The sequence below is a fragment of the Streptomyces sp. NBC_01261 genome (assembly GCF_036226385.1).
GTDB lineage: Bacteria > Actinomycetota > Actinomycetes > Streptomycetales > Streptomycetaceae > Streptomyces.
In genome coordinates this window covers 1,299,604-1,322,254 of the sequence record NZ_CP108463.1, presented here as the reverse complement: position 1 = coordinate 1,322,254, position 22,651 = coordinate 1,299,604, and the positions used below count along the sequence as shown (strand labels likewise).

At 71.0% G+C, this 22,651-nt stretch carries 22 protein-coding genes; 15 read left to right on the top strand and 7 right to left on the bottom strand.

All coding sequences use genetic code 11. The annotated features are described in order from the left end of the window. Positions 1-195: 195 nt before the first annotated feature. The gene (locus OG226_RS05850) at positions 196-1,059 is read right to left on the bottom strand and encodes a fructosamine kinase family protein (RefSeq protein ID WP_329348184.1); all 864 of its coding nucleotides are present in this window, start codon (positions 1,057-1,059) and stop codon (positions 196-198) included. Next, positions 1,056-1,607: an AAA family ATPase gene (locus OG226_RS05845; RefSeq protein WP_328675624.1), complete on the bottom strand. Its 552-nt coding sequence runs from the start codon at positions 1,605-1,607 to the stop codon at positions 1,056-1,058. The genes OG226_RS05850 and OG226_RS05845 overlap by 4 nt, the downstream gene beginning before the upstream one ends. 123 nt (positions 1,608-1,730) lie before the next feature. Between OG226_RS05845 and OG226_RS05840 the strand changes: the two genes are divergently transcribed. Next, positions 1,731-2,960 carry a PP2C family protein-serine/threonine phosphatase gene (locus OG226_RS05840; RefSeq protein ID WP_329348183.1) on the top strand — a complete coding sequence of 410 codons (1,230 nt, stop codon included), beginning with the start codon at positions 1,731-1,733 and terminating at the stop codon, positions 2,958-2,960. Positions 2,961-2,997: 37 nt separating this feature from the next. On the opposite strand, the gene OG226_RS05835 is transcribed toward OG226_RS05840, so the two are convergent. From OG226_RS05835 to OG226_RS05825, 3 genes are read right to left on the bottom strand one after another with little or no spacing between them, the layout of a single operon-like run. Continuing rightward, positions 2,998-5,943: a CHAT domain-containing protein gene (locus tag OG226_RS05835; RefSeq protein WP_329348182.1), complete on the bottom strand. Its 2,946-nt coding sequence runs from the start codon at positions 5,941-5,943 to the stop codon at positions 2,998-3,000. A gap of 3 nt (positions 5,944-5,946) precedes the next feature. Continuing rightward, entirely contained in the window at positions 5,947-7,224 is a 1,278-nt protein-coding gene (locus OG226_RS05830) for a hypothetical protein (protein ID WP_329348181.1), read from the bottom strand. Continuing rightward, on the bottom strand, positions 7,224-8,612 hold the full coding sequence (locus tag OG226_RS05825) for a hypothetical protein (RefSeq protein WP_329348180.1): 1,389 nt from the start codon (positions 8,610-8,612) through the stop codon (positions 7,224-7,226). Before OG226_RS05825 ends, OG226_RS05830 begins: the two co-directional genes overlap by 1 nt. A 127-nt stretch (positions 8,613-8,739) precedes the next feature. Here OG226_RS05825 and OG226_RS05820 point away from each other — a divergent pair, with 127 nt between their 5' ends. From OG226_RS05820 to mftR, 5 genes are read left to right on the top strand one after another with little or no spacing between them, the layout of a single operon-like run. Beyond that, positions 8,740-9,162 carry a hypothetical protein gene (locus OG226_RS05820; protein WP_328675619.1) on the top strand — a complete coding sequence of 141 codons (423 nt, stop codon included), beginning with the start codon at positions 8,740-8,742 and terminating at the stop codon, positions 9,160-9,162. A 20-nt stretch (positions 9,163-9,182) separates the two neighbouring features. Next, positions 9,183-9,440: a hypothetical protein gene (locus tag OG226_RS05815; protein WP_329348178.1), complete on the top strand. Its 258-nt coding sequence runs from the start codon at positions 9,183-9,185 to the stop codon at positions 9,438-9,440. Between the two features lies 1 nt (position 9,441). Beyond that, the gene (locus OG226_RS05810; protein WP_329348177.1) at positions 9,442-9,915 is read left to right on the top strand and encodes a hypothetical protein; all 474 of its coding nucleotides are present in this window, start codon (positions 9,442-9,444) and stop codon (positions 9,913-9,915) included. Positions 9,916-9,971: 56 nt separating this feature from the next. Further along, positions 9,972-11,360, top strand: a complete 1,389-nt coding sequence (locus OG226_RS05805) for a hypothetical protein (RefSeq protein WP_329348176.1) — start codon at positions 9,972-9,974, stop codon at positions 11,358-11,360. 8 nt (positions 11,361-11,368) lie between these two features. After that, positions 11,369-11,989: a mycofactocin system transcriptional regulator gene (gene mftR, locus OG226_RS05800; protein ID WP_329348175.1), complete on the top strand. Its 621-nt coding sequence runs from the start codon at positions 11,369-11,371 to the stop codon at positions 11,987-11,989. 6 nt (positions 11,990-11,995) lie between these two features. Here the strand turns inward: mftR and mftG are convergent, their stop codons facing one another. After that, a complete protein-coding gene (gene mftG, locus OG226_RS05795) occupies positions 11,996-13,516 on the bottom strand; it encodes a mycofactocin dehydrogenase MftG (RefSeq protein ID WP_329348173.1) in 1,521 nt (506 codons plus the stop codon). 159 nt (positions 13,517-13,675) lie between these two features. On the opposite strand from mftG, the gene mftA reads away from it, so the two are divergent. The 9 genes from mftA to OG226_RS05750 all read left to right on the top strand — a co-directional run bounded on the left by mftA (position 13,676) and on the right by OG226_RS05750 (position 21,337). Further along, complete coding sequence (mftA, locus tag OG226_RS05790) at positions 13,676-13,813, top strand: mycofactocin precursor MftA (RefSeq protein ID WP_328675613.1); 138 nt, start codon at positions 13,676-13,678, stop codon at positions 13,811-13,813. A gap of 9 nt (positions 13,814-13,822) precedes the next feature. Then, positions 13,823-14,098, top strand: coding sequence for a mycofactocin biosynthesis chaperone MftB (mftB, locus tag OG226_RS05785; RefSeq protein ID WP_328675612.1), 276 nt, complete (start codon positions 13,823-13,825; stop codon positions 14,096-14,098). Beyond that, the gene (mftC, locus tag OG226_RS05780) at positions 14,095-15,309 is read left to right on the top strand and encodes a mycofactocin radical SAM maturase (RefSeq protein WP_329348171.1); all 1,215 of its coding nucleotides are present in this window, start codon (positions 14,095-14,097) and stop codon (positions 15,307-15,309) included. The genes mftB and mftC overlap by 4 nt, the downstream gene beginning before the upstream one ends. A 33-nt stretch (positions 15,310-15,342) precedes the next feature. Beyond that, positions 15,343-16,533, top strand: a complete 1,191-nt coding sequence (mftD, locus tag OG226_RS05775) for a pre-mycofactocin synthase MftD (protein WP_328675610.1) — start codon at positions 15,343-15,345, stop codon at positions 16,531-16,533. 2 nt (positions 16,534-16,535) lie between these two features. Beyond that, positions 16,536-17,297 carry a mycofactocin biosynthesis peptidyl-dipeptidase MftE gene (mftE, locus tag OG226_RS05770; protein ID WP_329348170.1) on the top strand — a complete coding sequence of 254 codons (762 nt, stop codon included), beginning with the start codon at positions 16,536-16,538 and terminating at the stop codon, positions 17,295-17,297. Then, positions 17,294-18,679 (top strand): mycofactocin biosynthesis glycosyltransferase MftF, encoded by a 1,386-nt coding sequence (gene mftF, locus OG226_RS05765; RefSeq protein ID WP_329348169.1) that lies wholly within the window; start codon positions 17,294-17,296, stop codon positions 18,677-18,679. Before mftE ends, mftF begins: the two co-directional genes overlap by 4 nt. A gap of 123 nt (positions 18,680-18,802) precedes the next feature. Then, positions 18,803-19,984 carry a hydroxylase gene (locus OG226_RS05760; protein ID WP_329348168.1) on the top strand — a complete coding sequence of 394 codons (1,182 nt, stop codon included), beginning with the start codon at positions 18,803-18,805 and terminating at the stop codon, positions 19,982-19,984. A 41-nt stretch (positions 19,985-20,025) separates the two neighbouring features. Beyond that, the gene (locus tag OG226_RS05755) at positions 20,026-20,544 is read left to right on the top strand and encodes a flavin reductase family protein (protein ID WP_328675606.1); all 519 of its coding nucleotides are present in this window, start codon (positions 20,026-20,028) and stop codon (positions 20,542-20,544) included. A 103-nt stretch (positions 20,545-20,647) separates the two neighbouring features. Continuing rightward, positions 20,648-21,337 (top strand): hypothetical protein, encoded by a 690-nt coding sequence (locus OG226_RS05750; RefSeq protein WP_329348167.1) that lies wholly within the window; start codon positions 20,648-20,650, stop codon positions 21,335-21,337. 579 nt (positions 21,338-21,916) lie between these two features. On the opposite strand, the gene OG226_RS05745 is transcribed toward OG226_RS05750, so the two are convergent. Next, positions 21,917-22,597, bottom strand: a complete 681-nt coding sequence (locus OG226_RS05745; RefSeq protein ID WP_329348166.1) for a PASTA domain-containing protein — start codon at positions 22,595-22,597, stop codon at positions 21,917-21,919. Positions 22,598-22,651: the final 54 nt, after the last annotated feature.

Here is a 22,651-nt window from a genome sequence, read left to right as displayed (position 1 = left end):
ACCGAACGGCACGGTGTGCACCGGCAGCGTCTGGCGTGACCCGTTGTGCCGGGCGGCCTCGTCGGTTGCCACTCGGCCAGGACCACACGCGCGGCTCAGGTGGTCCGCTCGGCGCAGCCGTGTCCGAACGGCACGACGTGCACCGGCACCCTCTGACCTGGCCCCCGTGCCGGACAGCCGCAGCCTCGCCCGATGTCACCCGGCGAGAGCCGCCCGTGCCACCGACAACGCCTGCTCGGCATAGCCGCGCCCGAACAGCACCACGTGCACCAGCAGTGGAAACAGCTGGTGCAGCCCCATGCGGTCGGCCCAGTCGGGGGTGAGTGGCGCGGTCTCCTGGTAGCCGTCCAGCACCTCGGTCAGGTGGGGGCAGCCGAAGAGGTGCAGCATCGCCAGGTCGGTTTCCCGGTGTCCGCCGTGCGCGGCCGGATCGATCAGCCGGACGTGTCCGTCGGCGCCCCAGAGCACGTTCCCGTTCCAGAGGTCGCCGTGCAGCCGCGCGGGTGGCTCGGCGGGACCGGCGAGTTGGGGCAACCGCTCGCAGACACGCTCCACCACCGTCGCCTCGGCGGGCCGCAGGGTGCCCGCGTCGACCGCTCGGCGCACATACGGCAACACCCTTTGCCCGGCATACCAGTTGGGCCAGTCGGGAGCGGGCACGTTGCGCATCGGGGCGAGCCCGATGTACGCGTCCGTCGGGCCGCCGGGCGGTGGTGAACCGAAGGCCGGTGCGCCGGAGGCGTGCAGGGCGGCCAGGTCTCGGCCGAACCGGACGGCCGCCCGCGCACCCGGCGGGCCGGTGCGGACGTGGTCGGTGACCAGCCAGTGCTCGTCCACCCCGCGCACGGCGGGCACCCGGACCGTACCGGCGTCCGCCAGCCAGCGCAGCCCCGCCGCCTCCGCCCGCACCGCGCCGGGAGCCGCGTCGCCCTTGACGATCACCAACCGCCCACCGTCGAGCGTGACTTCGGTGACCACCCCGGACAGCGGACGCTCACCGACCACCGTGCACCCGGTGAGCCGGGCCGCCGCCGTACCCGGAGTCCCGCTCTCGATCACGGAGCCGGCGTACGGTCGATCGACGAGTCCCCGACCCACAGGCCGGACTCGCGCAGCACCCGGTCGACCGTCCCCTCCAGCGGACTCACCGCCGGGACCACCGTCTCGACGCCGCCGGGCAGCAGGTCCAACGGCCGGTACCACTCACGGAGTTGATGCTCGGTGACGTCGTCGGCGATGGGCTTCGTGGCGTGCCGGGCCAAGGTCTCCTCGAACGGCACGTCGAGGTAGTAGCAGTGCGTGCGGCCCGGATGGTCGGCGAGCAGACCCGCCAGCATCTCGCCGTAGTGGGCGAGGTGGAGGATGCCTTCCAGCACGGTGTGGAAGCCGTTCGCCAGGGCGTGCCGGACGGTCAGGTCGATCAGGCCGATGTTCGCGCCGCCGGGGATGTCCCGCTCGCGCAGCACCTCGCGCCGGAGGACGTCCTGGCGGACCAGGGCGATACCGCGGCCGTACCGCTCACGCAGACCCGTGGCCACCGAACTCTTGCCGGAGGCGCTGTTGCCGCGCACCACGATCAGTTGAGTGGGGGAGGAGGACGTTGTCACCGGAGCACCCTACCCATCGTGTGGCGCTGAGTGACCGGGTGACCGCAAAGTGCCTCCTGAGGCGCACCCGGTCTGCTTATATCGTGGGAAAATGGTGTGATAGCGGCGATTGGTGGCAGGGCCATGACGGACGCGGAGATCGACTACGCGGCGGTGTTCCAGGGGCTGCCCGGCATGGTGGCCCTGCTGACCCCCGACCTGGTGTACGCGGACGCCAACGAGGAATTCCTGCGCATGTCCGGCCGCACCCGCGAGCAGGTCGTCGGCCGCTTCCTCTTCGACGTCTTCCCCGACAACCCGAACGACCCCGCCGCCACCGGCATGCGCAACCTGGAGACCTCGCTCCGCCGCGTCCTGTCCACCGGCGAACGCGACACCATGGCCCTCCAGCGCTACGACGTGGAGTCGACGGCGTGCCCCGGGAAGTGGGACCAGCGCTACTGGAGCCCGGTCAACGCCCCCGTGGTCGACCCGGACGGCAAGGTCGTCCTCCTCGTCCACCGGGTCGAGGAGGTCACCGAACTGATCCGGGCCCGCGGCGGCTCCGGCGGCAGCCGCACCCGCGTCCTGGAGGCCGAGCTGTACACCCGCGCCCGCGAACTGCAGGAGGTCAACGAACGCCTGCGCAGCGCCCACGCCCGCGAACGCGAGGTCGCCCTGGCCCTGCAAGAGGGGATGCTGCCCACCCACCGCCAGGGCGCGGGCCACCAGATCGCCGTGCGCTACCGGCCCGCGGTCGGCTCCCTGAACGTCTGCGGCGACTGGTACGACGTCGTCGACCTGGTCGGCGGCAACCGTATCGGCGTCTCCGTCGGCGACATCGTCGGCCACGGCCTGGCCGCCGCCGGCGTCATGGGGCAACTGCGCAGCGCGCTGAGCGCCACCTCCCGCGTCGCGGACGGCCCGGCCGAGGCCCTGGACGTCCTGGGCCGGTACGCCAACGTGGTCGACGGCGCCGAGTCCGCCACGGTGGTCACGACCTTCGTCGACTTCGACCGCCACACCATCACCTACAGCAGCGCCGGGCACCCACCGCCCGCCCTGGTCCATCCCGACGGCAGCGTGGAATTCCTGGACCGGGCCACCGACCCGCCCCTCGATGCCCGCCCCGACCCGATGCCCCGACCGCAGGCCACCACCACGTTCTCCCGCGGCTCCACCCTGGTCCTCTACACCGACGGTCTGATCGAACGCCGTCGCGAGGACATCGACAAAGGCCTGGCCCGCCTCGCCGACTCCCTCGTCCACCACCGGAACACCGACCCCGAAGCCCTCGCGGACGCCGTACTCCTCGAACTGCTCCCGCACGGCGGCGCCACCGACGACACGGCCCTGATCATCGTGCGGCTCTGACCACGTCGTAGGGCGCTACGTCGTAGGGCGATCCCGGTCATACGACGATGGAGGTCATCGCCGCCCACAGCAGCGGCGAGTGCTCGATACGGCCGTCCGCGCGCCAGCGGTCGAGCTGCTCGCGCTGCCAGCCGCCGAGGCTCCGCACGGGGTCGTCGTCCTCGTGAGCCGTGTCCACGGCGATGATCGCCTCCGTCAACGGCCTTACGGACTCCGGCAGTCGGGCCAGTCGGTGGAAGGCGAAGCTGGTCGGGAGGACCCAGCGGGTGGCGGTGACCAGTTCGGCGCCGTTGTACAGCATCGCCGTCGCCAGGCCGAACGACTCGGCGAACCGCAGATCGCCGCCGCTCTCGCAGCCGATGAGGGCGACCCGGGGTGGTGCGGGCCAGATCCGTGCGCCCGGTTCGCCGTCCGCGCGCAGGGGGAGCGAGCCCAGCAGCAAGTCCTTGGCGGAGAGCGGCCGGTGGGTGCGGAGCGGCTCGGCCAGGCCGGAGGCGCCCGCGTCGCAGCACAGGTGCAGGGTGCCGTCCTCGCTCTGCCCGCCCTCGACCGGCGCACCGCTCACATGCCCGACGTACATCAGCCTGCGGGCGCCCTCGCGGAGTACCTCGCTGAGCCAGTCCCGGTCCAGGTCCGTGCGGCGGAAGGCTTCAGCGGGGGACGCGACGGACGGTACGACGGCGCCCGCGTCGAGGCGGCGCCGGACCAGCGACAGCAACTCCGGGTCGGAGCCGGGCGGTCCCAGGACAGAGCCGAGCGGTGAATCGGCGCGGAAGCCGGGGATACGGGGGTCGAGGACGAGTACGACCAGGTCGGTGTCCGTGCCCTGCGGCTTCGGGGCCGTCGGAGTACGTGGCCGCAACGACGCCGGCGCGGTGGTCACGACGTCCGCCAGGTCGATGAGCCGTACGTCGGTTCCGTCGTCGACGGCGAGCAGTTCCCAGGGGATCTGGGCGACGCGGGGTGAGGGCTGGATCCGTACGAGGGGACGGCCCGCCCGCTCAGCCACCTGGCGTATCTGCGCGGTCAGTTGCTCCGGCCACAGGGCTTCTGTAAGGGTGCGCGCGAGTCGGCGTTCGCTTTCGTGCTCGGCCAGCGCGCCCGAGTCGAACGCCCGCCGCATGCCCTCCGCCCCGTCGCCCGCTCCCGGCAGTGCGTCGGTCAACTCCCGTACGGCTTGCTCGACTTCGGCACCGGGCCCCTGACCGGTGCCGAAGCCCCGGGCCCCGCCCGCCCACGTCCAGGTCATGAACAGGTCGCCGGCGTCGGCCAGTCGGACCTGGACCACGGGGCGACTAGTGAGGTCGTCGGTGATCCAGAACGGCACCGCTTCCTCGTGCACGATCCGCCGGTGATAGCGGAACTCGGCCGCGGCGATGTACTCCTGGAGCGCGACACGGCCCGGACCCGACTGCGCCGACATCCGCACCTTCGGCGGCGGCGCGACCCGCAGGCCGGCCGACGCGGCGGCCTGCGCGGCGACACCGCCGAGCGTCATCGTGCCCTCGGCGTGCTCAGGTCGGGGGTACGACTTCATGGCCGCACTCGGGAAGACCGACGCGGTCGCTTCCACTGGCTCGCCGGCGGGCGGTGTGCGGTCCAGGGCCAACGATGCGCCCGCGCAACGGTGTTCCGCCAGCTCGAAGAGCAGGCCCTGGTCCTGGCGGCGGATCGCGAGGCGGAACACCAACCGCATTGCCTCGTCGGCGAGTTCGAGCCACTGGCTGCGGGCGTGTGCGGTGGTGAAGTCGTAGCGCGCCGCCTCCAGGGCCAGCGCGGCGGGCAGGGCGAAGGAGAGCGCGGTGTCGATGGACTCCCGCTCGTGATCGCCGTGATCGGTCCGGGCGAGGTTGTCCGCAAGCGTGCGGGCGAGCATGAGGTCGACCTGCGCGCACCGCTCGTACACCGCCCGCTCCTGGTACACGTCCCGGGCGCCTTGGGCCAGCCGCTTCATCTCGTCGATGTCGCCCTGGTCGTACGCGTGTTGGGCGCCCAGCAGCATGGTGTCGGCGGCGGCGATCGAGGCGCCGAGCCGCTCGAACCGGGACAGGCTGGCCGCCAGCAGATCCTCCGCGCCGATGGCGTCGCCGCGCCGGCCGGCGAGAAAGGCGCGGGCCTGCTCGCAGACCGCGAGGTCGCCGAACCACCGCTGCTGCTCGAAGAACGCGGACGCCTCCGCGAACAGCCGCTCGGCGAGGTCGAGTTCACCCCGGTGCATCGCCGCGTACGCCCGGTGCGCGAGCAGGGTCCGCTGCCCACCGGTGTCGCCGATGGCTCGGAAGTGCTCCTCCGCGCGGGCGAAGTGGTCCTCGGCCGGGTCGAACCGCCCGGTCGAGGAGCAGATGAGCCCGAGGGCGACCAGGAGCCGCGGGACGGTCTCCATCGCGGTCGTCGGCGTGGTCGACAGCAGCGCCGACGCCTGGTCCTCGGCCGCTCCCCACTCGCCTCGGTCCATCAGCAGGTGCACGCGGTTCAGGCCGAGTTCGGAGGTGCGCAGTCCGTCGGGGTCGTCGAACTCGGGCAGCCTGGCCGCCGCTTCGTCGAGACAGGCCAGTGCCTCGTCCAGGCGTCCGGTCCTGCGCAGGAGGTCGGCTCCGGCGATCAGTGTCCGCAGCAGCATCTCCAGCCACAGCTGACGGCCGCGCGGCCCCATCGGTGCCGAGGCGATGTCGTCGAGCAGGGCACGGGACCGCCGGTTGGTGTCCTCCGCCCCGACCACATCGGTCGCGGTGAGGTGGACACTCGTGATGTCCGCCAGCAGATGCGCCCGCAGGAACCGCACGTCGGGGGAGTCCTCGATGGATTCGGCCAGGGTGAGCAACTCCTCGTAGACGGCGAGCGCGGCGGTGAGATCGGCGGCCAGGTGAAAGTGCTCGGCCTGGGCGAAGCCGCTGTCGAACGGCTCTCCGTAGAGTCGCGTCACCCCGTCGCCCGTGCTGTCGTCCGCTCCGTCGCCCACCGCGTTGTCCTCCTCGTCCGACATCCGTCAGTAGTCCTCATCGGTGGTCGCGGCGGTGATCTCGGCGAGGAACGGCCGATAAGCGTCCTCGTGTGGAGGTGAGTTGTGCGCGTCGGACTGTGCCGCTGTCGCGAGGCGTCGTCGGATCAGGGCACGGATCGAGTCGCGGTCGGCACCGCCTTCGGGGCCCGGTCCCGGGTCGAACCCCGGTAGCAGCACGCCGAGTTCGATGTGCGGCTGTGTCTCTCCGGCGGGGAGGTCCAGGTCCGCGCGGCCGGTCCACACGTCGACCCGCCTGGAGAGGGGCACCCGATTCCGGGGGCCGTCGTTCACCCGGACCTCCGCCGCGAGGGGTACGGCGGTGACGGGCGCCGCGATGTGCGCGACGACCTCGACCTCGATCCGCCGTCGGGCGCCGAATGCTCGGGCGGTCCAGGAAACCGCCGTCTCGGCGGCATCGACGAAGCCGGGCGGGTAGCGGCGCCAGTCGTTGGTCCCCGAGCCCCGCGCGATCAATCGGCCGCCCGCGACGAGTGGGTCGCCCGCGGCAAGGGCGTAGTCGTCATGCCGTACGAACAGCGTGACGAGATCGACCGGGGTGCCGTCCGGACGACGGGGCCGATCCAGGGCCGACCGAAGGCGGCGCAGAGCCGGCCCGTCCAACCCGGCGCTGTCCGCCGCGTCGTCGACCGACCGCAGGACGCTCTCCAGCTGGCGTGCCGTGTCCGTCGACGGCGGTGTGGCGTGCCACCACTGGATCAGCGGGTCGAGGGCGACTCGGTGATCCCCGACCAACTCGGCCACGCAGTCGTCGGGTTGATCACCCTCGTCGTCGAACAACTGCTGGCACTCGTGTGTGAGCGCGGCCAACTCCAGCCCGAGCACATCCGGTTGGAGAGCCGGAATCCCGTCCAGGTGCGATGCCGGCCACCACCGCGCCGCCCAGTGCCCGAACCCGAGCCGGGCGGCGCGGCCCGCGAGCGGAGTCAGGTCCGAGGGCACCCCCACATCGGCCAACTCGGCTGCCGCACAGGCGTGCACGGCACCGGCCACGCGCTCGCCGTAGACCGCCCACAGCCACTGCTGCGCCCGCCCCACGTCATGTATCTCCGCCACCGGCGGCACCGGGTCCCCGAGAACGGACCAGGTCAGAACAGCGCCCGCGACATCGAGAACCGCACGCGCGAAATCGGGAGCGGCGGCGGGACCGGTGGCAGGAACAGCGGCGGTCGCAGGATCGGCGGCGATGCGGATCGCGCCGTCATCACCGCGCACGACATGGACGTCGACAGGGCCCCGCGCCATCACGCACTCCTCGACTCGGCCGCCTCGGCCACGGCAGCGGGTGGTACCGCCGAAGCCGTCAACGTCCGCAGCGCGGACCGGACTCGGGCGCGATGGTCCATCATCACCGAGCGGGCGACCCCGTCCAGGACCGCCCAGGCCGACGCGGCATCCGTGAGCGGCGCGTCGCGGACGTCCCGCCCGTGCAACCGCACCCAGAGCCGCCGCATGTAGGCGGTCCAGGGCGTACGGAGATCCTGGGCCAGGGCGTCCAGGACCCCGCCGTCCGGATCAGGGCGGGGCGAGACGGTCATCCGCCGGGCGCGCAGGACCGAAGCCTCCCTGCGCCAACGGCCGTTGACGGCTCGGTGTGCCTCGGTCCACCCCGACGGCGGTGCCTTGATGCCCAACGGGTCCAGCCCGACCGCGAGTTGACCGCCGAGCAGGGCGGCGACGCGCAGGGTCTCATCGTACAGACCGAGCGGAGCGCAACTGCGGCCGACCTCCCGCCCGACGAGTTCCGGCACCGTGGGCAGCTCCTCGCGCCGGGCCGACGACTGGAGCACGACGAAGAGCCGCTCGAAGAGCGTGCGGTCCAGCGGTGCGGGCAGCGTGGCCGTCGACGCACCCCGGCCGACCTGTGGGCGCGGCGGCAACTCTCTTTCCGTCAGGCCGAGATGGGCCGGCAGACCGTCCCGCCCCCAGACCCCGCTCGCGTGCGTCCACAGGGTCCGGCCGAGCAGCTCGCCGAGTCCCGCCTCGACCATGGACGAGTACGCCGGTGAGTTCCTCGGCCCCTCCACCCCACCGCAAGTCTCCAGAACGTCACTCGCCAGCGCGACCGCAACGGACGTATCGGCGGCCGGAGTCAGTCGGCGCCCCTCCCACGCGACGCCCAACTCCACCTCCAGCCGGTCCTGTTGGGCGACATCCGCCAGATACCGCTTCAGCGCGTCGACCGTACGACCGCCGTCCGCATCCGCGACGTCCTCGACGACGGCCCTGGCCAACGCGCCCGCTTCGGCGCCGGGTTCCCCGTGCTCGGCGGCGAGTTCGAAGCACCGCTGGAAGTACAGATCCTGGGGGTTGCCCGCCACGACGCCCAGCGCCCGGCGGGTCCGTTTGAGCAGCGTGAACCACAGTGCCGTAGCGACAAGGCGTGTGCCGGACTCCCGTATCAGCGCGTCGAGACGTGCCGCGGGCTCCGGTGCGAGGAAGTCCGCCGCGAGTTCGGGGTGCAGGGCCGGCCTGACGATGAGCGGCAGGACGATCAGCTTGACCGTGCGGGTCAGCGGGGCGCCGCCGGGGCCGCTCAGCGATTCCAGACCCGGCCCGAGGGCGCGCCACGCGCCGTCGATGACCATGGCGCGCGGTCGGCGCGCGCCGGTCGGCTGGCTGGGAAGCGGCATGTCAGGAGGGTACGTCGTCCGAGATCGGGCGGGCGAACCTGGGATCGGTAGGCGACCGGGGCCGCCTAGCGTCCACCAGGACAGCGGGAAACACGGGAATCCACCCCGACCAGAAGGAGCAGCCGTCATGGGAATCTTCGGGCGTCGCAAGAGCCGCGAGGAGCGGGCCGCCGAGATCGCGGGCCAGGTGGCCAGCGGCAAGGGTTTCTACGGCCGAACCACCCGCGCGTTCCTCGGCAACGAGGACTTCGCCAGGGTCCAGCAGTCGGTCGGCGCGTACAACTCGGGCCTCGGAGTTCAGCAGTTGCTCGCCGCGGGGGCGCCGACCACGACCGCCGTCGTCGTGTCGATCGCCGACACCGGCCAACTGGTCAACCACGACCCGGTGGTCGACCTGGTCGTCCAGCCGACCGGGAGCACCGACCGGATCACCCTCCACACCATCGTCTCCAAGCTGCGGATACCCCGCGCCGGCGACCAGGTCCTGCTGGTGGCCGACCCCGCGCGGCCCGGGAGCTACCTCTACGCCGGGGACGGCGTCGCACCGTGACCCGGACACCATTCTCCGCAGTGCCGCTGACCGACTCTACGATGCTCTCCTTCGACGGCACCGTGCTGGAGGTGTTCGGTGAGATCGACGCCGGCCGCTACCACATCTGGGAGAAGCCCCGCCTGGAGTTCCGCCCCGGCCGAAGCCGCCTCCTGGTGATCCGCACCCGCCCCAACAGACGCCGCCAGACCGTCTTCTACGACCCACCCCGCCGCGCCGGCCTGCAGGCCCTGGCGGAGCAACTGGAGCGGATCGGGTCCGGGGGCTCGGCGTCCTGACATGACCGACGACGGGGTCCGTCCCGAGCCGGTGCGGATGGCGGTGATCGATCAAGTCGGCCCGTGGGATGCCGCGTTCCTGTACGCCGTCTCCGCCGTGATGGTCCTGTGCGGCCCGGTCATGCTGGGCTTCGCGGTCTTCACCGGCGCGGACCTCATGGTCATGGGCGTCGTGTTCACGGTGGTCCTCGTTCCTGTGGGCCTGGGGTTCTGGGGCAACACGGCCGTCAGCCGGGAGGAGAGCCGGCGGCTCGACGCTGTCGGAGTACCGGCGGTCGCCGAGATCACCGACCTGACCGACTTCGACCGGGACGTGGAGAGTTCCGGCGTCGAGGTCGGTCTGCGCGTCAGCGGGTCGGAGCTGCGGACCTTCGAGGCGACCTGGAGACGTACGCACCATCCCGGCCTGCGGGTCGGCCGTCGGCTCGGGGCCGTGGTGGACGCGTCGGGCGGGCGGTTCCGTGTCGAGTTGTGAGCGAGTGCGGAGAGTCAGCGCGTTGATTGAGCGACTGCATGGAGGAGGAGGGGCACATGCGCAGTCAGACCGGTGTGTTCGTGGGCAATCTGCTGTTCATCGCGGTCTGCTGTTCGGCGGCCCCGTTCTTCCTCCTCGTCGGGTACTCGGCCTGGAGCGACTACCCCGGCCGGGACTGGCCGGCGATCATGTTCGCCGCGGGGCTGGCCGGCACGATCATGATTCCCGTCCTGGCGATCACCGCCACACGCCAGGAGTTTCCCCGGATCACGCGCAGGCACCGGGTGAAGGACGTGAGCCACCGATGCCCGGACGACACCTTCGTGATGTGGGCGCCCCGGTCCGAACAGGGCTCGGCGCAGGCGCAGTTGGTGCGGGCGGATGTGCTGGAGGCGTCACTGGTCCGGTACAACCCCGACGGCGAGTCGACCTTCACGACCCACTACGGCAACTACACGCCCGACGAGTTCACGCCGCTGATCCGGCTCAGGCTGCGGGTGCACGACGCCGAGGAGACCGAGGAGGCGGGCGGGAGCGGCGGGTTCGAGGTGACGGGGGAGTGGCGGGTGCCGTCCCTGTGCCTCTCGGCGATCACAGCGGGACGCCTGGTCGTCCTCGTCGACACCCCGGCCGCTCCGGGGGCCCAGCGAACCGTCACTCCCCACTGGCCGCGCAGCACCCTGCTCTCGGGCACAAGGACCTACCGGGTGATCGACCTCGAAGGCCGAACGTCCCAGGTGACACGGCGAGTTGGCCGCCAGCTCCAGCAGATGCGGATATCCCGGGAGGCCGGAGGCGTCGTCATGACCGGCGACACGGTCGACCTCCGGCGCCTGGACCCGTACACGGCCGCACGCTACGCCGCCCTGGCCGACCGGGACCGTGCCGTCCCCGAGGAACAGGCACCGGTGAGCGAACCGGGCGAGGAAGCCCGCTGGCTCGCCGACCAACTGCCGGGTGAGAAGGCCGCGTTCGGCTCGGTCGGCCGACGCTGGTCGCGCCGGGGCGGTGTCCTGGTGCGTGGCCGCTTCCTGGAGATGCGCGCGAGGACCACCTTCCAGGACCACGGCCCCGTCCTCGACACGGTCCTGCGCATCCAACCGGCGGACGGCACACCCCCGTTCGACGCCACCCGACGACTGACGGTACCGATGGACTACCTGACCGTCCTCCACCGCACCAAGGAGGTCGTCCTCGCTGTCAGCCCCAACGGCATCTCGTACGACGTCGATTGGGCACGGAGCAGTCTTCTTGCGGGCGTCACCCCGGCCACGGTCATCGCCCCGGACGGCCAGGAACTCCCGCTGACGGGTCGCCCCGACACGGTCTGGGCCCTGATGAACCTGCTGGCCTCCCACGGCCTCTCGAACCCGAGCCCCGTCCTCGATCTGCGCAGGCCCCGGATGAGAGCGGCGGCGGGCATCCTGATGGACGCTTGTGCATGATGTGCGCTGTGGACGGTGAGAACGGACAGAGACGGACCAGAACAGGCCGACCGCCCGCGACCTCGCGGGCCGCACTGGAGCAGGTGGGCTTCGAACTGTTCGCACGGCAGGGATTCGACCGGACGACCGTCGATGACATCGCCACCGCGGCAGGTATCGGCCGCCGCACCTTCTTTCGCTACTTCGCCTCCAAGAACGACCTGGTGTGGGGCGACTTCGAGGCCGAACTGGTCAAGCTGGACAGCCTGTTGGCGGCGACCGATGCGGCCGTCCCGATGATGGACGCGCTGCGCGGCGCCGTCGTCGAGTTCAATCGCTTCGACCCGGCTGCCGTGCCCTGGCACCGGGAGCGCATGGCGCTCATCCTGCGGGTCCCGACGCTGCAGGCCGACTCGACCGTGCGTTATGCCTCGTGGCGGACACTGGTCACGGAGTTCGCCGCGCGACGCACGGGCAGGGCGTCCTCGGACCTGCTGCCCCGGTTGATCGGCCACACCGTCCTCGCCGCGTGCGTCGCCGCGTACGAACACTGGCTGGCGGACGAACAGGCGGTCCTGGGCGACCTGTTGGACCAGGGCCTGCGCCAACTCGCGGCCGGGTTCGACGGCCCGGCCCCGGTCCTTCCCTGAACCGGGTCATGGCAGGTCACGTCGCATGGCGTCGGCGACGAGCTCGCCGACGAGGACGGCGGTGGCCGCCGGGCCGCGCAACGGCGGAGTCGGCAGGATCGACGTGTCCGCGACACGCAGCCCGACGACGCCGTGCACGCGCCCGTAGTGGTCGACGGCTGCCCCCTGATCGTCTGCGGGGCCCATGGGAACCGTGCCGCAGGTGTGGTGCGAGGTGCCGAGATGCGTCTCGACCCAGCGGTCGAGCATCCGGTCGTCCGCCAGCACCTCCGGTCCCGGCTCCAGGAGCCCGCGGGACACCTCCTCGAACGCGTCGGTGGCGATCAACGCGGCTGTGGCACGGGCGACTTCGCGCATGCGCCGCCGGTCCTCGGCGGTCTCCAGATAGCCGTAGTCGAGCCTCGGGGCAGTGGCCGCGTCCCGGGAACACGTGTGCAGTCGGCCGCTGAGTCGGGGTGACTGGACGGACGCCAGAAACGCGAGCGGTGCGCCGGGCACGGTCACCGTTCCGCCGACCAGGCCCGCCATGGGGACGAGCGACTGGAGGATCTCCAGATCGCCGGAGTGGTAGCCGTCCGACGAGGACAGGTGGAGGCAGCCGCCGAGCCAGGAGTGCACGGGCTCGGGCATCGGCCGCCGCGGCTGCCACTCCAGCACCAGCTGCGGATGGTCGCCGAACCGGGCTCCTACGGCGGGGGAGTGCACGGCCACCGCGATGCCCAGGCGCTCCAACTCGTCGCCCGGTCCGATACCCGACAGATGCAGCAGTTGGGGGGAGCGGAACGCCCCGGCGCACAGCACCACTTCACCGCACTCCAGAGTCGTACGACGCCCGTCGCGGTCGACGACCACGCCGGTCGCCCGGCCACGCTCGATGACGACTTCGGTCACCGAACTGCCGCCCTCCACAGTCAGGTTGGGGCGATCGAGTGCGCCCAGCAGGTAACTGACGCCGGTGTTGACGCGTATCCCGTCCACGGAGTTGGACGGCACCGGCCCGAACCCGGGGGCGCCCTGGGCGTTCTTGTCGGGCTCCTCGGGATACCCCAACTCCCGTGCGGCCGACCGGAATGCCGCGGCGGCAGGGTGCCGTGGACCCGCCCGCCGGATCCGCACCGGACCCCCGCCCCCGTGCACCTCGTCGGCGCCGTGGTCGAGATCGGACTCCAGCGAGCGCAGCAACGGAAGCACCCGGTCGTACGACCAGGCGGCGCCCCCCGCGGCCGACCAGCGCTCGAAGTCCTCGCGCCGAGCACGTACGAAGTAGCCGCCGTTGACAGTGGTCGACCCACCGAGAAAGCGCCCCCGCACGACCGTGTACGGCCGGCGCGGCGTGAGACGGACCGCGTACGGCTGAACGGCGGGATGTCCGGGCTGCGCGCCCGGGACGATTCGCGCGTCCAGCAACTCCCGTGTGAAGCCAGCCTGTTGGCGGGGCACGTGTCCCGCCTCCAGCATCAGCACGCTGCGGTCGGCGTCCTCGCTGAGCCGTGCGGCAAGCGGAGCGCCGCTGCCTCCCGCCCCCACGACGACGACGTCCGGGCACCTCAATCGGAACCCGGAACTGGCGTAGACCGATCGGTCGAAAGAATCATGACTGCTCCCTCTTCACTTTCGGCACTGAGTGCCATTACTGTCGACCGCGCAGTCGCTCGGATGCCCAGCCGGATGCCCAGGGAGAGTCGCATGAACGAGCTCCAGTCCCCATCGACCGTCCCGGCCAACGAGATCAAGGCCGAAGAGCCTGTCACGGAACAGCAGTTGATCGAGGCCGACGATCTCATCGAGGAGATCTCCATCGATGGCATGTGCGGTGTCTACTAGGCCGCCCGCATGACCGCGCCCACCCTCGACCGTGCCCTCGGTCTGCACCCCCAGGTCTCGGTGCGGCCGGAACCGTTCGGTGCGCTCCTCTACCACTTCGGGACCCGCAGACTGACGTTCCTCAAGGACCGCAGACTGCTCGCCGCCGTCGAGTCCCTCGCGGACGCTCCCACGGCCCGCGACGCCTGCCTGGCGGCCGGCGTCGAAGAGGCCGAACTGCCCCGCTACGGCCGGGCGTTGGCCGCACTCGCCGAGTCGCAGATGCTCGTCGGAAGGACCCCATGACCGCCACAGCCGGCACCACACGGCTGGTCGACCTCTTCGAGTCCGGACTCGACGCGCCGATCTGCCTCACCTGGGAACTGACCTATGCCTGCAACCTGGCCTGCACCCACTGCCTCTCCAGCTCCGGCCGCCGCGACCCGCGCGAGCTGAGCACCGCCGAAGCCAAGGCGGTCATCGACGAGCTGGAGGCCATGCAGGTCTTCTACGTCAACATCGGCGGCGGAGAACCCACCGTCCGCGCCGACTTCTGGGAACTCCTCGACTACGCCACCGCCCACCACATCGGCGTGAAGTTCTCCACCAACGGCGTCCGCGTCACGCCCGAGGCGGCTCGCCGGCTCGCCGCCAACGACTACGTGGACGTCCAGATCTCCCTCGACGGCGCGACCGCCGACGTCAACGACGCGGTACGCGGCGCCGGTTCGTACGCGACGGCGCTGCGGGCGATGGAGAACCTCGCCGCCGCAGGCATGCGAACCTTCAAGATCTCCGTGGTCTGCACCCGCCACAACATCCCCCAGCTGGACGGGTTCAAGGCCCTCGCCGATCGTTACGGCGCCCAACTCCGTCTGACCCGGCTGCGTCCCTCCGGCCGCGGAGCCGACGTCTGGGACGACCTGCATCCGACCGCGGCACAGCAACGTGAGCTGTACGACTGGCTGTTGGCCCACGGCGACTACGTGTTGACCGGAGACTCCTTCTTCCACCTCTCCGCGTACGGTGCACCGCTCCCCGGCCTCAACCTGTGCGGTGCCGGACGCGTCGTCTGCCTGATCGACCCGGTCGGCGACGTCTACGCCTGCCCCTTCGCCATCCACGACGAGTTCCTCGCCGGCACCGTCCGCGCACCCGGCGGCTTCACCGAGGTGTGGCGCGGCTCGGAACTGTTCGCGCGACTGCGCACCCCGCAGCACGGCGGAGCCTGCGCGTCCTGCGCGTTCTACGACACCTGCAAGGGCGGCTGCATGGCCGCCAAGTTCTTCACCGGACTGCCCTTGGACGGCCCCGACCCCGAGTGCGTGCAGGGGTACGGCGAACAGCAGCTCGCCAAGCGTGCCAAGGGCGGTGCGGACCTTCCCAAGCCGTCCGCCGACCACTCCCGGCGACGGCCCGTGGACCTCGTCCTCACCCGGCGCCGGGGCCCGCAACGGCCCCCGGTCAGCGACTGCGCCGAGGATCCCCTGGCCGGCCTGCGCCTCGGCCGGCCGTAGCCGACGAACAGCTCGATCGAAGGGACGTGGCACATGGGCAGGAACCCCTGGTTCGAGACGGTCGCCGAAGCGCAGCGCCGGGCGAAGAGGCGCCTGCCGAGCACGGTGTACGGAGCGCTCGTCGCGGGCTCGGAGCGCGGCCGTACGATCGACGACAATACGGCCGCGTTCGCCGAACTGGGCTTCGCACCCAGGGTCGTTGGCCATCACGCGGAGCGCGACCTGTCCACGACCGTGCTCGGGGTGCCCACCTCGCTTCCGGTGCTCATCTCGCCGACCGGTGTGCAGGCCGTGGACCCCGAGGGCGAGGTGGCCGTCGCCCGCGCGGCGGCGAGCAGAGGCGTCGTCATGGGCCTGAGTTCCTTCGCCGGCAAGCCGGTCGAGGAAGTCGCCGCCGCCCAGCCGGACTTCTTCTACCAGCTGTACTGGAGCGGCACGCGCGCGACGATGACGCAGCGCATGGACCGGGCCAGGGCGGCCGGCGCCAAAGCCCTCATCGTCACCCTCGACTGGTCCTTCTCCCACGGGCGGGACTGGGGGAGCCCGGCCATCCCCGACAAGCTCGACCTGAAGACCATGCTGCGGTTCGCGCCCGATGTGCTGCCCCACCCCGGCTGGCTGCTCAGGTTCGCCAAGTCCCGTAGTCTGCCCGACCTTTCGGTCCCCAACCTGCGGCCCCCGGGCGGTGCGGCCCCCACCTTCTTCGGCGCCTACGGCGAGTGGACGCAGACCACACCCCCGACCTGGGAGGACGTGGCGTGGCTCCGCAAGGAGTGGGGCGGACCCTTTCTGCTCAAGGGAGTCACCCGCGTCGACGACGCCAGGCGGGCCGTCGACGCCGGAGTGACCGCGCTGTCCGTCTCCAACCACGGAGGCAACAACCTCGACACCACCCCCGCCACCATCCGCGTACTCCCCGCGATAGCGGACGCGGTCGGCGCGCAGATCGAAGTGCTCCTCGACGGCGGTGTGCGGAGAGGCGGCGACGTGGCCAAGGCCCTCGCGCTGGGTGCTCGCGCCGTCCTGATCGGGCGCGCCTATCTGTGGGGCCTGGCGGCGAACGGGCAGGCCGGCGTCGAGAACGTCCTGGACATCCTCCGCAGCGGTCTCGATTCGGCGGTGTTGGGCCTAGGGCACTCCTCCGTCCACGAGTTGACCCCCGACGACCTGGTCGTACCCCCGGGCTTCCCCCTCGTCCTGGGCCGCGACGCCCCGGCCGCCTGAGCATGGTCGGGGACCCGGCGACCGAACTCGCCCACACCGCCTGGCCGTTGGTGCCGTCCGACGTGCTGGTCCTGCTGCCCATCGGGTCCACCGAACAGCACGGCCCGCATCTGCCGCTCGACACGGACAGCGTCATCGCCCACGCCGTCGCGCGGCGGACGGCAACCGCCCTGCCCACGGCGCTCGTCGCACCGACCCTTCCCTACGGCGCCAGCGGCGAGCACGCGGGCTTCCCCGGAACCGTCTCGATCGGCCACGAAGCGCTGCGCATGGTGCTGATGGAGGCCGTGCGCTCGCTGGCACTGTGGTCCGGACGGATCGTCCTGGTCAACGGCCACGGCGGCAACACCGCCACCCTCGACACCGCCCTCCGCCTGCTGCGCACCGAAGGGCACGACGTGGCCTGGACCGGCTGCGCCGTCCCCGGAGCCGACGCGCACGCCGGGCGTACCGAGACCTCGGTGATGCTCCATCTCGCCCCGGATCAGGTGCGGTTGGACGTGGCGGTCGCCGGTGACACCCGGCCGCTGACCGCCCTCCTCCCGGACCTGGTGGCCCATGGGGTCCGCGCGGTCTCACCCTCCGGCGTCCTCGGCGACCCGACCGGCGCCTCGGCGGCAGAGGGACGCGGCGTGATGGACACGATGGCGTCGGCCGCCGTCCGCCGGATCACCGCCTGGACCGTGGACCACCGGGGCCGGCTCACCGATCCGGAACACCCGCCCACGTCACGGGAGTTGGACCATCAGGCCGTACGGCCATGACGCTGCCCGTGGGCTTCCTGGTGGAACTCGACCGCCACACCCGGATCGTCGACGACGGCCGGGCCCTCGTCGGCGGCTTCCCGACCCGGCTGATACGGCTGACCCCGCGGGCCCAACGGCTCCTCACCGGGCGGACGTTGCGGGTACGGGACGCGGCGAGCTCGCTTCTCGCGGACCGGCTGCTGGACCTCGGCATGGCCCATCCCGTCGTCGCCTCGCTGCCCCCGCCCACCGACCCCCGCTGCACGGTCGTCGTGCCGGTCCGTGACCGCCCACGTCAACTAGCCCGCCTGCTAGGCAGTGTTGGCGGGAACCACCCCGTGATCGTGGTCGACGACGCGTCCAGCGATCCGAAGGCCGTCGCCGCCGTCACAGCGGAACACGGAGCCACGCTGGTCGCCCTGACCACGAACCTCGGACCGGCCGGCGCCCGCAACGCCGGACTCCGGCTCGTGACGACCCCCTTCGTGGTGTTCGCCGACTCCGACATCGTGCTCGCCCCCGACACCGTGCCCACCCTCCTCCGGCACTTCGCCGACCCGGCCGTCGCCATGGCCGTACCCCGCATCACCGGGCTGCCCTCACCTGCTCCGACCTGGATCGAACGGTACGAGAACGCCCGCTCCTCCCTGGACCTGGGCGTCCACCCGGCCGGAGTGCGGCCCGGGAGTCCTGTCTCGTGGGCCTCCACGGCATGTGTCGTAGCGCGCGTGGATGCCTTGACCGACGGCTTCGACGAACGGATGCGGGTCGGCGAGGACGTCGACCTGTGCTGGCGGCTGATCGAACAGGGCCGGCGGCTGCGCTACGAGCCGAGCGCCGAAGCGGCACATGAACACCGGGCGCGGCTCGACGACTGGCTGTTGCGCAAGGCCGTCTACGGCACCGGTGCGCAGCCCCTCGCCGAACGCCACCCGCGGTTCATCGCCCCGGCCGTGTTCGCCCCCTGGAGCGCGGCGCTCCTGACCGCGCTGCTCGCCCAGCGCAGGTGGTCGGTGCCCGTCGCGGGTGCTGTCCTCGTGGGCGTCACCCTGAGGATCGGCCACAAGGTCGACGGCATCCAGCACCCTCACCAGCTGGCCGTGCGGCTGACGGCCAACGGAGCCGTGGCCGCTCTGGCCCAGGCCTCGGCCCTGTCCAACCGGCACTGGTGGCCCCTCACGGTCGTGGGGTGCGTGGCGTCCCGCCGGGTGCGCAGGGCGGCGGCGGTGGCCGCGCTGGCCGACATCGCCCTTGAGTACCGGCGTGACCGGGCTCCTCTCGACCCGGTCCGCTACGGCGTCGCGCGCCGCCTCGACGACCTCGCCTACGGGGCCGGCGTGTGGCTGTCGGCGCTCAGGGGCCGCTCCACCGCGGCCCTGCGGCCTCGCATCACACGCTGATCCTCAAAGGTCCCGGTCAGCGGAAAGTGCTCAGCGGGTGGTCGATGCCGGAAAAGACACTGTGACCATCCCGCCGCGCGTGTGCGGCACTTGCGAGGTATCACTCAGCAGGAGGTGTGCGGCGTGACGCATGAGGTGGTCAACCGTGTCGAGGATCTCGGGTCCGAACTGGCCGCGCTCGCCGAACAGAACGAGAAACTGGGCAAGTTGAGCGACCGGACGGTCGAACTGCTCCGCTCGGCAGGAGTGATCCGACTCCTGCAGCCCAAGGAGTTCGGCGGCCACGGCGCCCACCCCCGGGACTTCGCGGAAGCGGTGATGGCCGTCGCACGGCACGACGGGGCCGCGGGCTGGGTGTGCGGTGTCGTCGGCGTACACCCGTGGGAACTTGCCCAGTTGGACCCCCGGCTCGCGCACGAGGTGTGGGACGAGAACCCGGACACCTGGATCGCCTCGCCGTACATGCCGAACGGCATCGCCGACCCCGTGGACGGCGGCTACGTTCTCAGCGGACGCTGGCCCTTCTCCTCCGGAAGCGACCACTGCGACTGGGACTTCCTCGGCGCGCTCGTCGGCGACGGCAAGGGCAGGCCCGCCGGCCCGATCTCCGTGCTCCATGTCGTACTGCCGCGCTCGGATTACGAGATCATCGACGGCACCTGGGACGTGATCGGCCTGGCGGGCACCGGCAGCAAGGACGTCGTCGTCGACAAGGCGTTCATCCCCGCCTACCGCACGATCGGGCAGGAGGCGGTCCAGGAGGGCAGCGCCGCCGAGGCGGTCGGACTCACCGACACCCTCTACAGGTTGCCCTTCAGTTCCATGTTCCCGCTGGGGATCACGGCGGCCGTCATCGGCATCTGCGAGGGCGCGCTCGCTCTCCATCTGGGCCAGCAGCGCGATCGGGTCGCCGTGACCGGGGTCCAAGTACGCGACGACCCCTATGTGCTGTACGCCGCCGGAGAGGCCGCCGCGGAGATCGCCGCCTCGCGGGTCCAACTCATCGACGGCATCAGCCGGTTGTACGACCAGGTCGAGGCCGGAAGGCCCGTGTCCATCGAGGACCGGTCGAACGTCCGCCGGAACCAGGTCCGTTGCGCGTGGCGTGCCGTCTCCGCCCTGGACGAGATCTTCGTGCGGTCCGGCGGCAACGCGATCCGGCGCGACAACCCGATGCAGCGGTTCTGGCGGGACGCACACGTGGGACTCCAGCACATGATCCACGTCCCCGGATCCGCCTATCACGCCAACGCGTTGGCCCAGATGGGACTCGAACTGCCCGAGGCGATGCGGGTCCTGATCTGACGGATCGTCAAGAACGAACGTGCGAGAACCAAGGAGGGGCCGTGACGGACGCGGTCGAAGGGCGCCACTTCCGTGAGGTGCTGGGCCACTTCCCCACGAGCGTCGTCGCCGTCACCACGACGGACGCCGACCGGCAACCCCGGGGAATGATCGTCGGAACCTTCATGTCCGTGTCCCTGGAACCGCCCCTGGTGTCCTTCCTGGTGGACGGTTCCTCCAACACCCTGCGGACGATCCGGGCGGCCGGACGTTTCTGCGCCAACGCGCTGGCGGGCAACCAGGAACGCCTCTCCCGGCAGATGGCCGGCGGCCCGAATCGCTTCGAAGGCGCCGCGTGGCAGGAATCCCCGCTCGGAAATCCCGTCCTGGAGGGAATCGTCGCGTGGGTCGACTGCACGGTGGAGAAGATCGTCGAACTCGGCGATCACCAGCTGGTCGTCGGGCGCGTCCGCACACTCCGCGTCGAGTCGATGAAGACCCCACTGCTCTTCTTCCGCGGTGGTTATGGCGACTATCTGTCGAGCGCGGCGCTGCTGCTGGACAGGCTGGTGGGCTGGTAGGAGAGCACAACATGAGCCGCGAGATCGCGAGATCAAAGGAGATCCGTTGATGCGACAAGACCTGCACTTCAGATTGGAACGCATCTCCGCGTGGTGCGGATTCGTGCTGTTGCTGGGGTTCGCCGTGGCCTACTCCGTCGGCCATCTCATCACGCCGATGGACCCGACAGAGAATGCCCAGGGTGTCGTCCAATTCCTCACCGACCATCAGACAGGTATTCTCGCCTGCGCCGCGATCATGGTCCTTGTCGTGCCGTTCGAGTACCCGTTCGTCGTCGTGACCAGCATGCAGATGCGCCGGATCGAAGGCGGCTGGGGCCTGCTGTCCATGATTCAGTTGCTCACCGGTGTCGTAGCGCCGATCGGTTTCTTCTTCCCGATCGCGATACTCGCCGCGGCGGCCTATCGACCGGAAAGCCACTCGCCCGACGTGCTCTACGCGATGTCGGACATCTACTGGCTCATGCTGGTGGGCAACGCCTGCATATTCGTCCTCCAGGTCTGGTCGATCGGATACGCGGCACTCGTCGACAACCGCGCCGAGCCGGTGTTCCCTCGCTGGTTCGGCTATCTCAATCTGGTGCTCGGAGTTCTGCTCATCCCGGGCGCCTTCGTCTTCCTCACGAAGACCGGACCGTTCGCCTGGAACGGACTTCTCGCGAACGTGCTTCCCACGGTGGCGTACTTCATCTGGAAAATCGCCACCCCGATCGTGCTGTTGCGCGCTGTGAGATCCGAAGAAAAGGAGGCGGCCACGAGTGCGGCGGAATCCTCCGCGCCGGCGAGCACCTGACGGTTTTGAACTCGGGCTGCCGTCGGTGTGAGTGACAGTCCGGTTTCGGTGAGGCAGCCGTCGACGAGGTGGGGGTGGTACTGGATCGTACGGAGACCGTCCCGGAGACTCTGGTGATGAGGGAAGCGGCGTATGCCCGCAGGCCGCGAGTACCGGCGAAGCGGTTGCGACCGTCTCCGATCCTGACTGAGCCACAGGCCGAGTCCGGTGCCCGTGTGATCGCCGTGGCCGCCGCCGTCGATCCCGAACGGAAGTCCCTCACACGGGTGTTGCGCAGCGTGCTCGGCTGTCCGACGGTGCCGGGCCGCAGCGCCGTGTTCGCCGGGGCCGGCTTCGGCGAGATGGTGCAACGGGCCCGCTCAGGCGTCGATTCCGGCGCTCTCACTGCTGCGTTCCCGCCCGAGGCCGCGCACCAGGTCGCCCTCGTGGGCGCCGCCACCGCCGGGGCTCGTATCAACGCCTACGCGGAGTCCGGGCCGGGCGAGATCGCGGTGGTCCCGACCAGGGCCGGGGACCCGGGCGGGGAACGGACGTCGGCGGCGTCGGCCGGATGCGACGCGTCGGGGTCGTTGGGCGCCGCTACGGGCAGGACTCCCCGAACTTCACCGCGGAGAACCGCACCGGCTGTCCACTCAGCTTCGTCCCGGCGGCCGGCTTCTGTGAGCACACCTGCCAGTTCGACTCCACGAGGACGTAACGCCCTTTGCCGGAGGCGTCTTTGACCGTGATCGACGTGCTGGAGTCGAGCGCGTCGCGGGCGGTGTTCACCGACTTCCCCTTGAAGTCCGGCATCGTTGTGCCGGCCGACGTGGGTGCTGACTGGTCCTTCGACGGGCAGGTCTCGTCCGACTTCACCGCGCCGAAGTCGAGTTGGGTGTCCGTGGAGGTCGTCGTACCGGCCTTCACGTTCTGGGAACAGACCTTCCAGTCCCGGTCGAGGATCTGGTGACGGTCACGGCCGAGCGAGTCGTGGGACTTGAGGCCGTAGAAGCCCTGTTTCTGGGCGGTGTCCTGCGCGGACTGAAGTCCCATTCCGACGAAGTGGGGGACGGTCCTGGTCTTGCCGCCGGTCTTGGCGTTGCCGCTGGTGCCGCTTGTACTGCCCGCGGAGGTGGTGGCGTGGCAGGCGCTTCCGAGGCCGCCGATGACGAGGATGCCCGCGGTGACTCCACCGACGAGCTTCCAGTCGCGCCTCTTCCGCGGAGGTGATCCGGCGGCCCATGACGGCCGACCTGGTGGCGTAGATACGGAGTTGGACACGGTACGCCCCTGATGTGTGGATGAGGGGACACTGTGTCAGACGCACCGGCCCGG

What these genes read in the sequence shown, in the direction of transcription:
- OG226_RS05840 (WP_329348183.1), top strand. Translation starts at nt 1,731, where the DNA reads ATGACGGACGCGGAGATCGACTACGCGGCGGTGTTCCAGGGGCTGCCC.
- OG226_RS05835 (WP_329348182.1), bottom strand. Translation starts at nt 5,943, where the DNA reads ATGTCGGACGAGGAGGACAACGCGGTGGGCGACGGAGCGGACGACAGC.
- OG226_RS05830 (WP_329348181.1), bottom strand. Translation starts at nt 7,224, where the DNA reads ATGGCGCGGGGCCCTGTCGACGTCCATGTCGTGCGCGGTGATGACGGC.
- OG226_RS05825 (WP_329348180.1), bottom strand. Translation starts at nt 8,612, where the DNA reads ATGCCGCTTCCCAGCCAGCCGACCGGCGCGCGCCGACCGCGCGCCATG.
- OG226_RS05820 (WP_328675619.1), top strand. Translation starts at nt 8,740, where the DNA reads ATGGGAATCTTCGGGCGTCGCAAGAGCCGCGAGGAGCGGGCCGCCGAG.
- OG226_RS05810 (WP_329348177.1), top strand. Translation starts at nt 9,442, where the DNA reads ATGACCGACGACGGGGTCCGTCCCGAGCCGGTGCGGATGGCGGTGATC.
- OG226_RS05805 (WP_329348176.1), top strand. Translation starts at nt 9,972, where the DNA reads ATGCGCAGTCAGACCGGTGTGTTCGTGGGCAATCTGCTGTTCATCGCG.
- mftA (WP_328675613.1), top strand. Translation starts at nt 13,676, where the DNA reads ATGAACGAGCTCCAGTCCCCATCGACCGTCCCGGCCAACGAGATCAAG.
- mftB (WP_328675612.1), top strand. Translation starts at nt 13,823, where the DNA reads ATGACCGCGCCCACCCTCGACCGTGCCCTCGGTCTGCACCCCCAGGTC.
- mftC (WP_329348171.1), top strand. Translation starts at nt 14,095, where the DNA reads ATGACCGCCACAGCCGGCACCACACGGCTGGTCGACCTCTTCGAGTCC.
- mftD (WP_328675610.1), top strand. Translation starts at nt 15,343, where the DNA reads ATGGGCAGGAACCCCTGGTTCGAGACGGTCGCCGAAGCGCAGCGCCGG.
- mftE (WP_329348170.1), top strand. Translation starts at nt 16,536, where the DNA reads ATGGTCGGGGACCCGGCGACCGAACTCGCCCACACCGCCTGGCCGTTG.
- mftF (WP_329348169.1), top strand. Translation starts at nt 17,294, where the DNA reads ATGACGCTGCCCGTGGGCTTCCTGGTGGAACTCGACCGCCACACCCGG.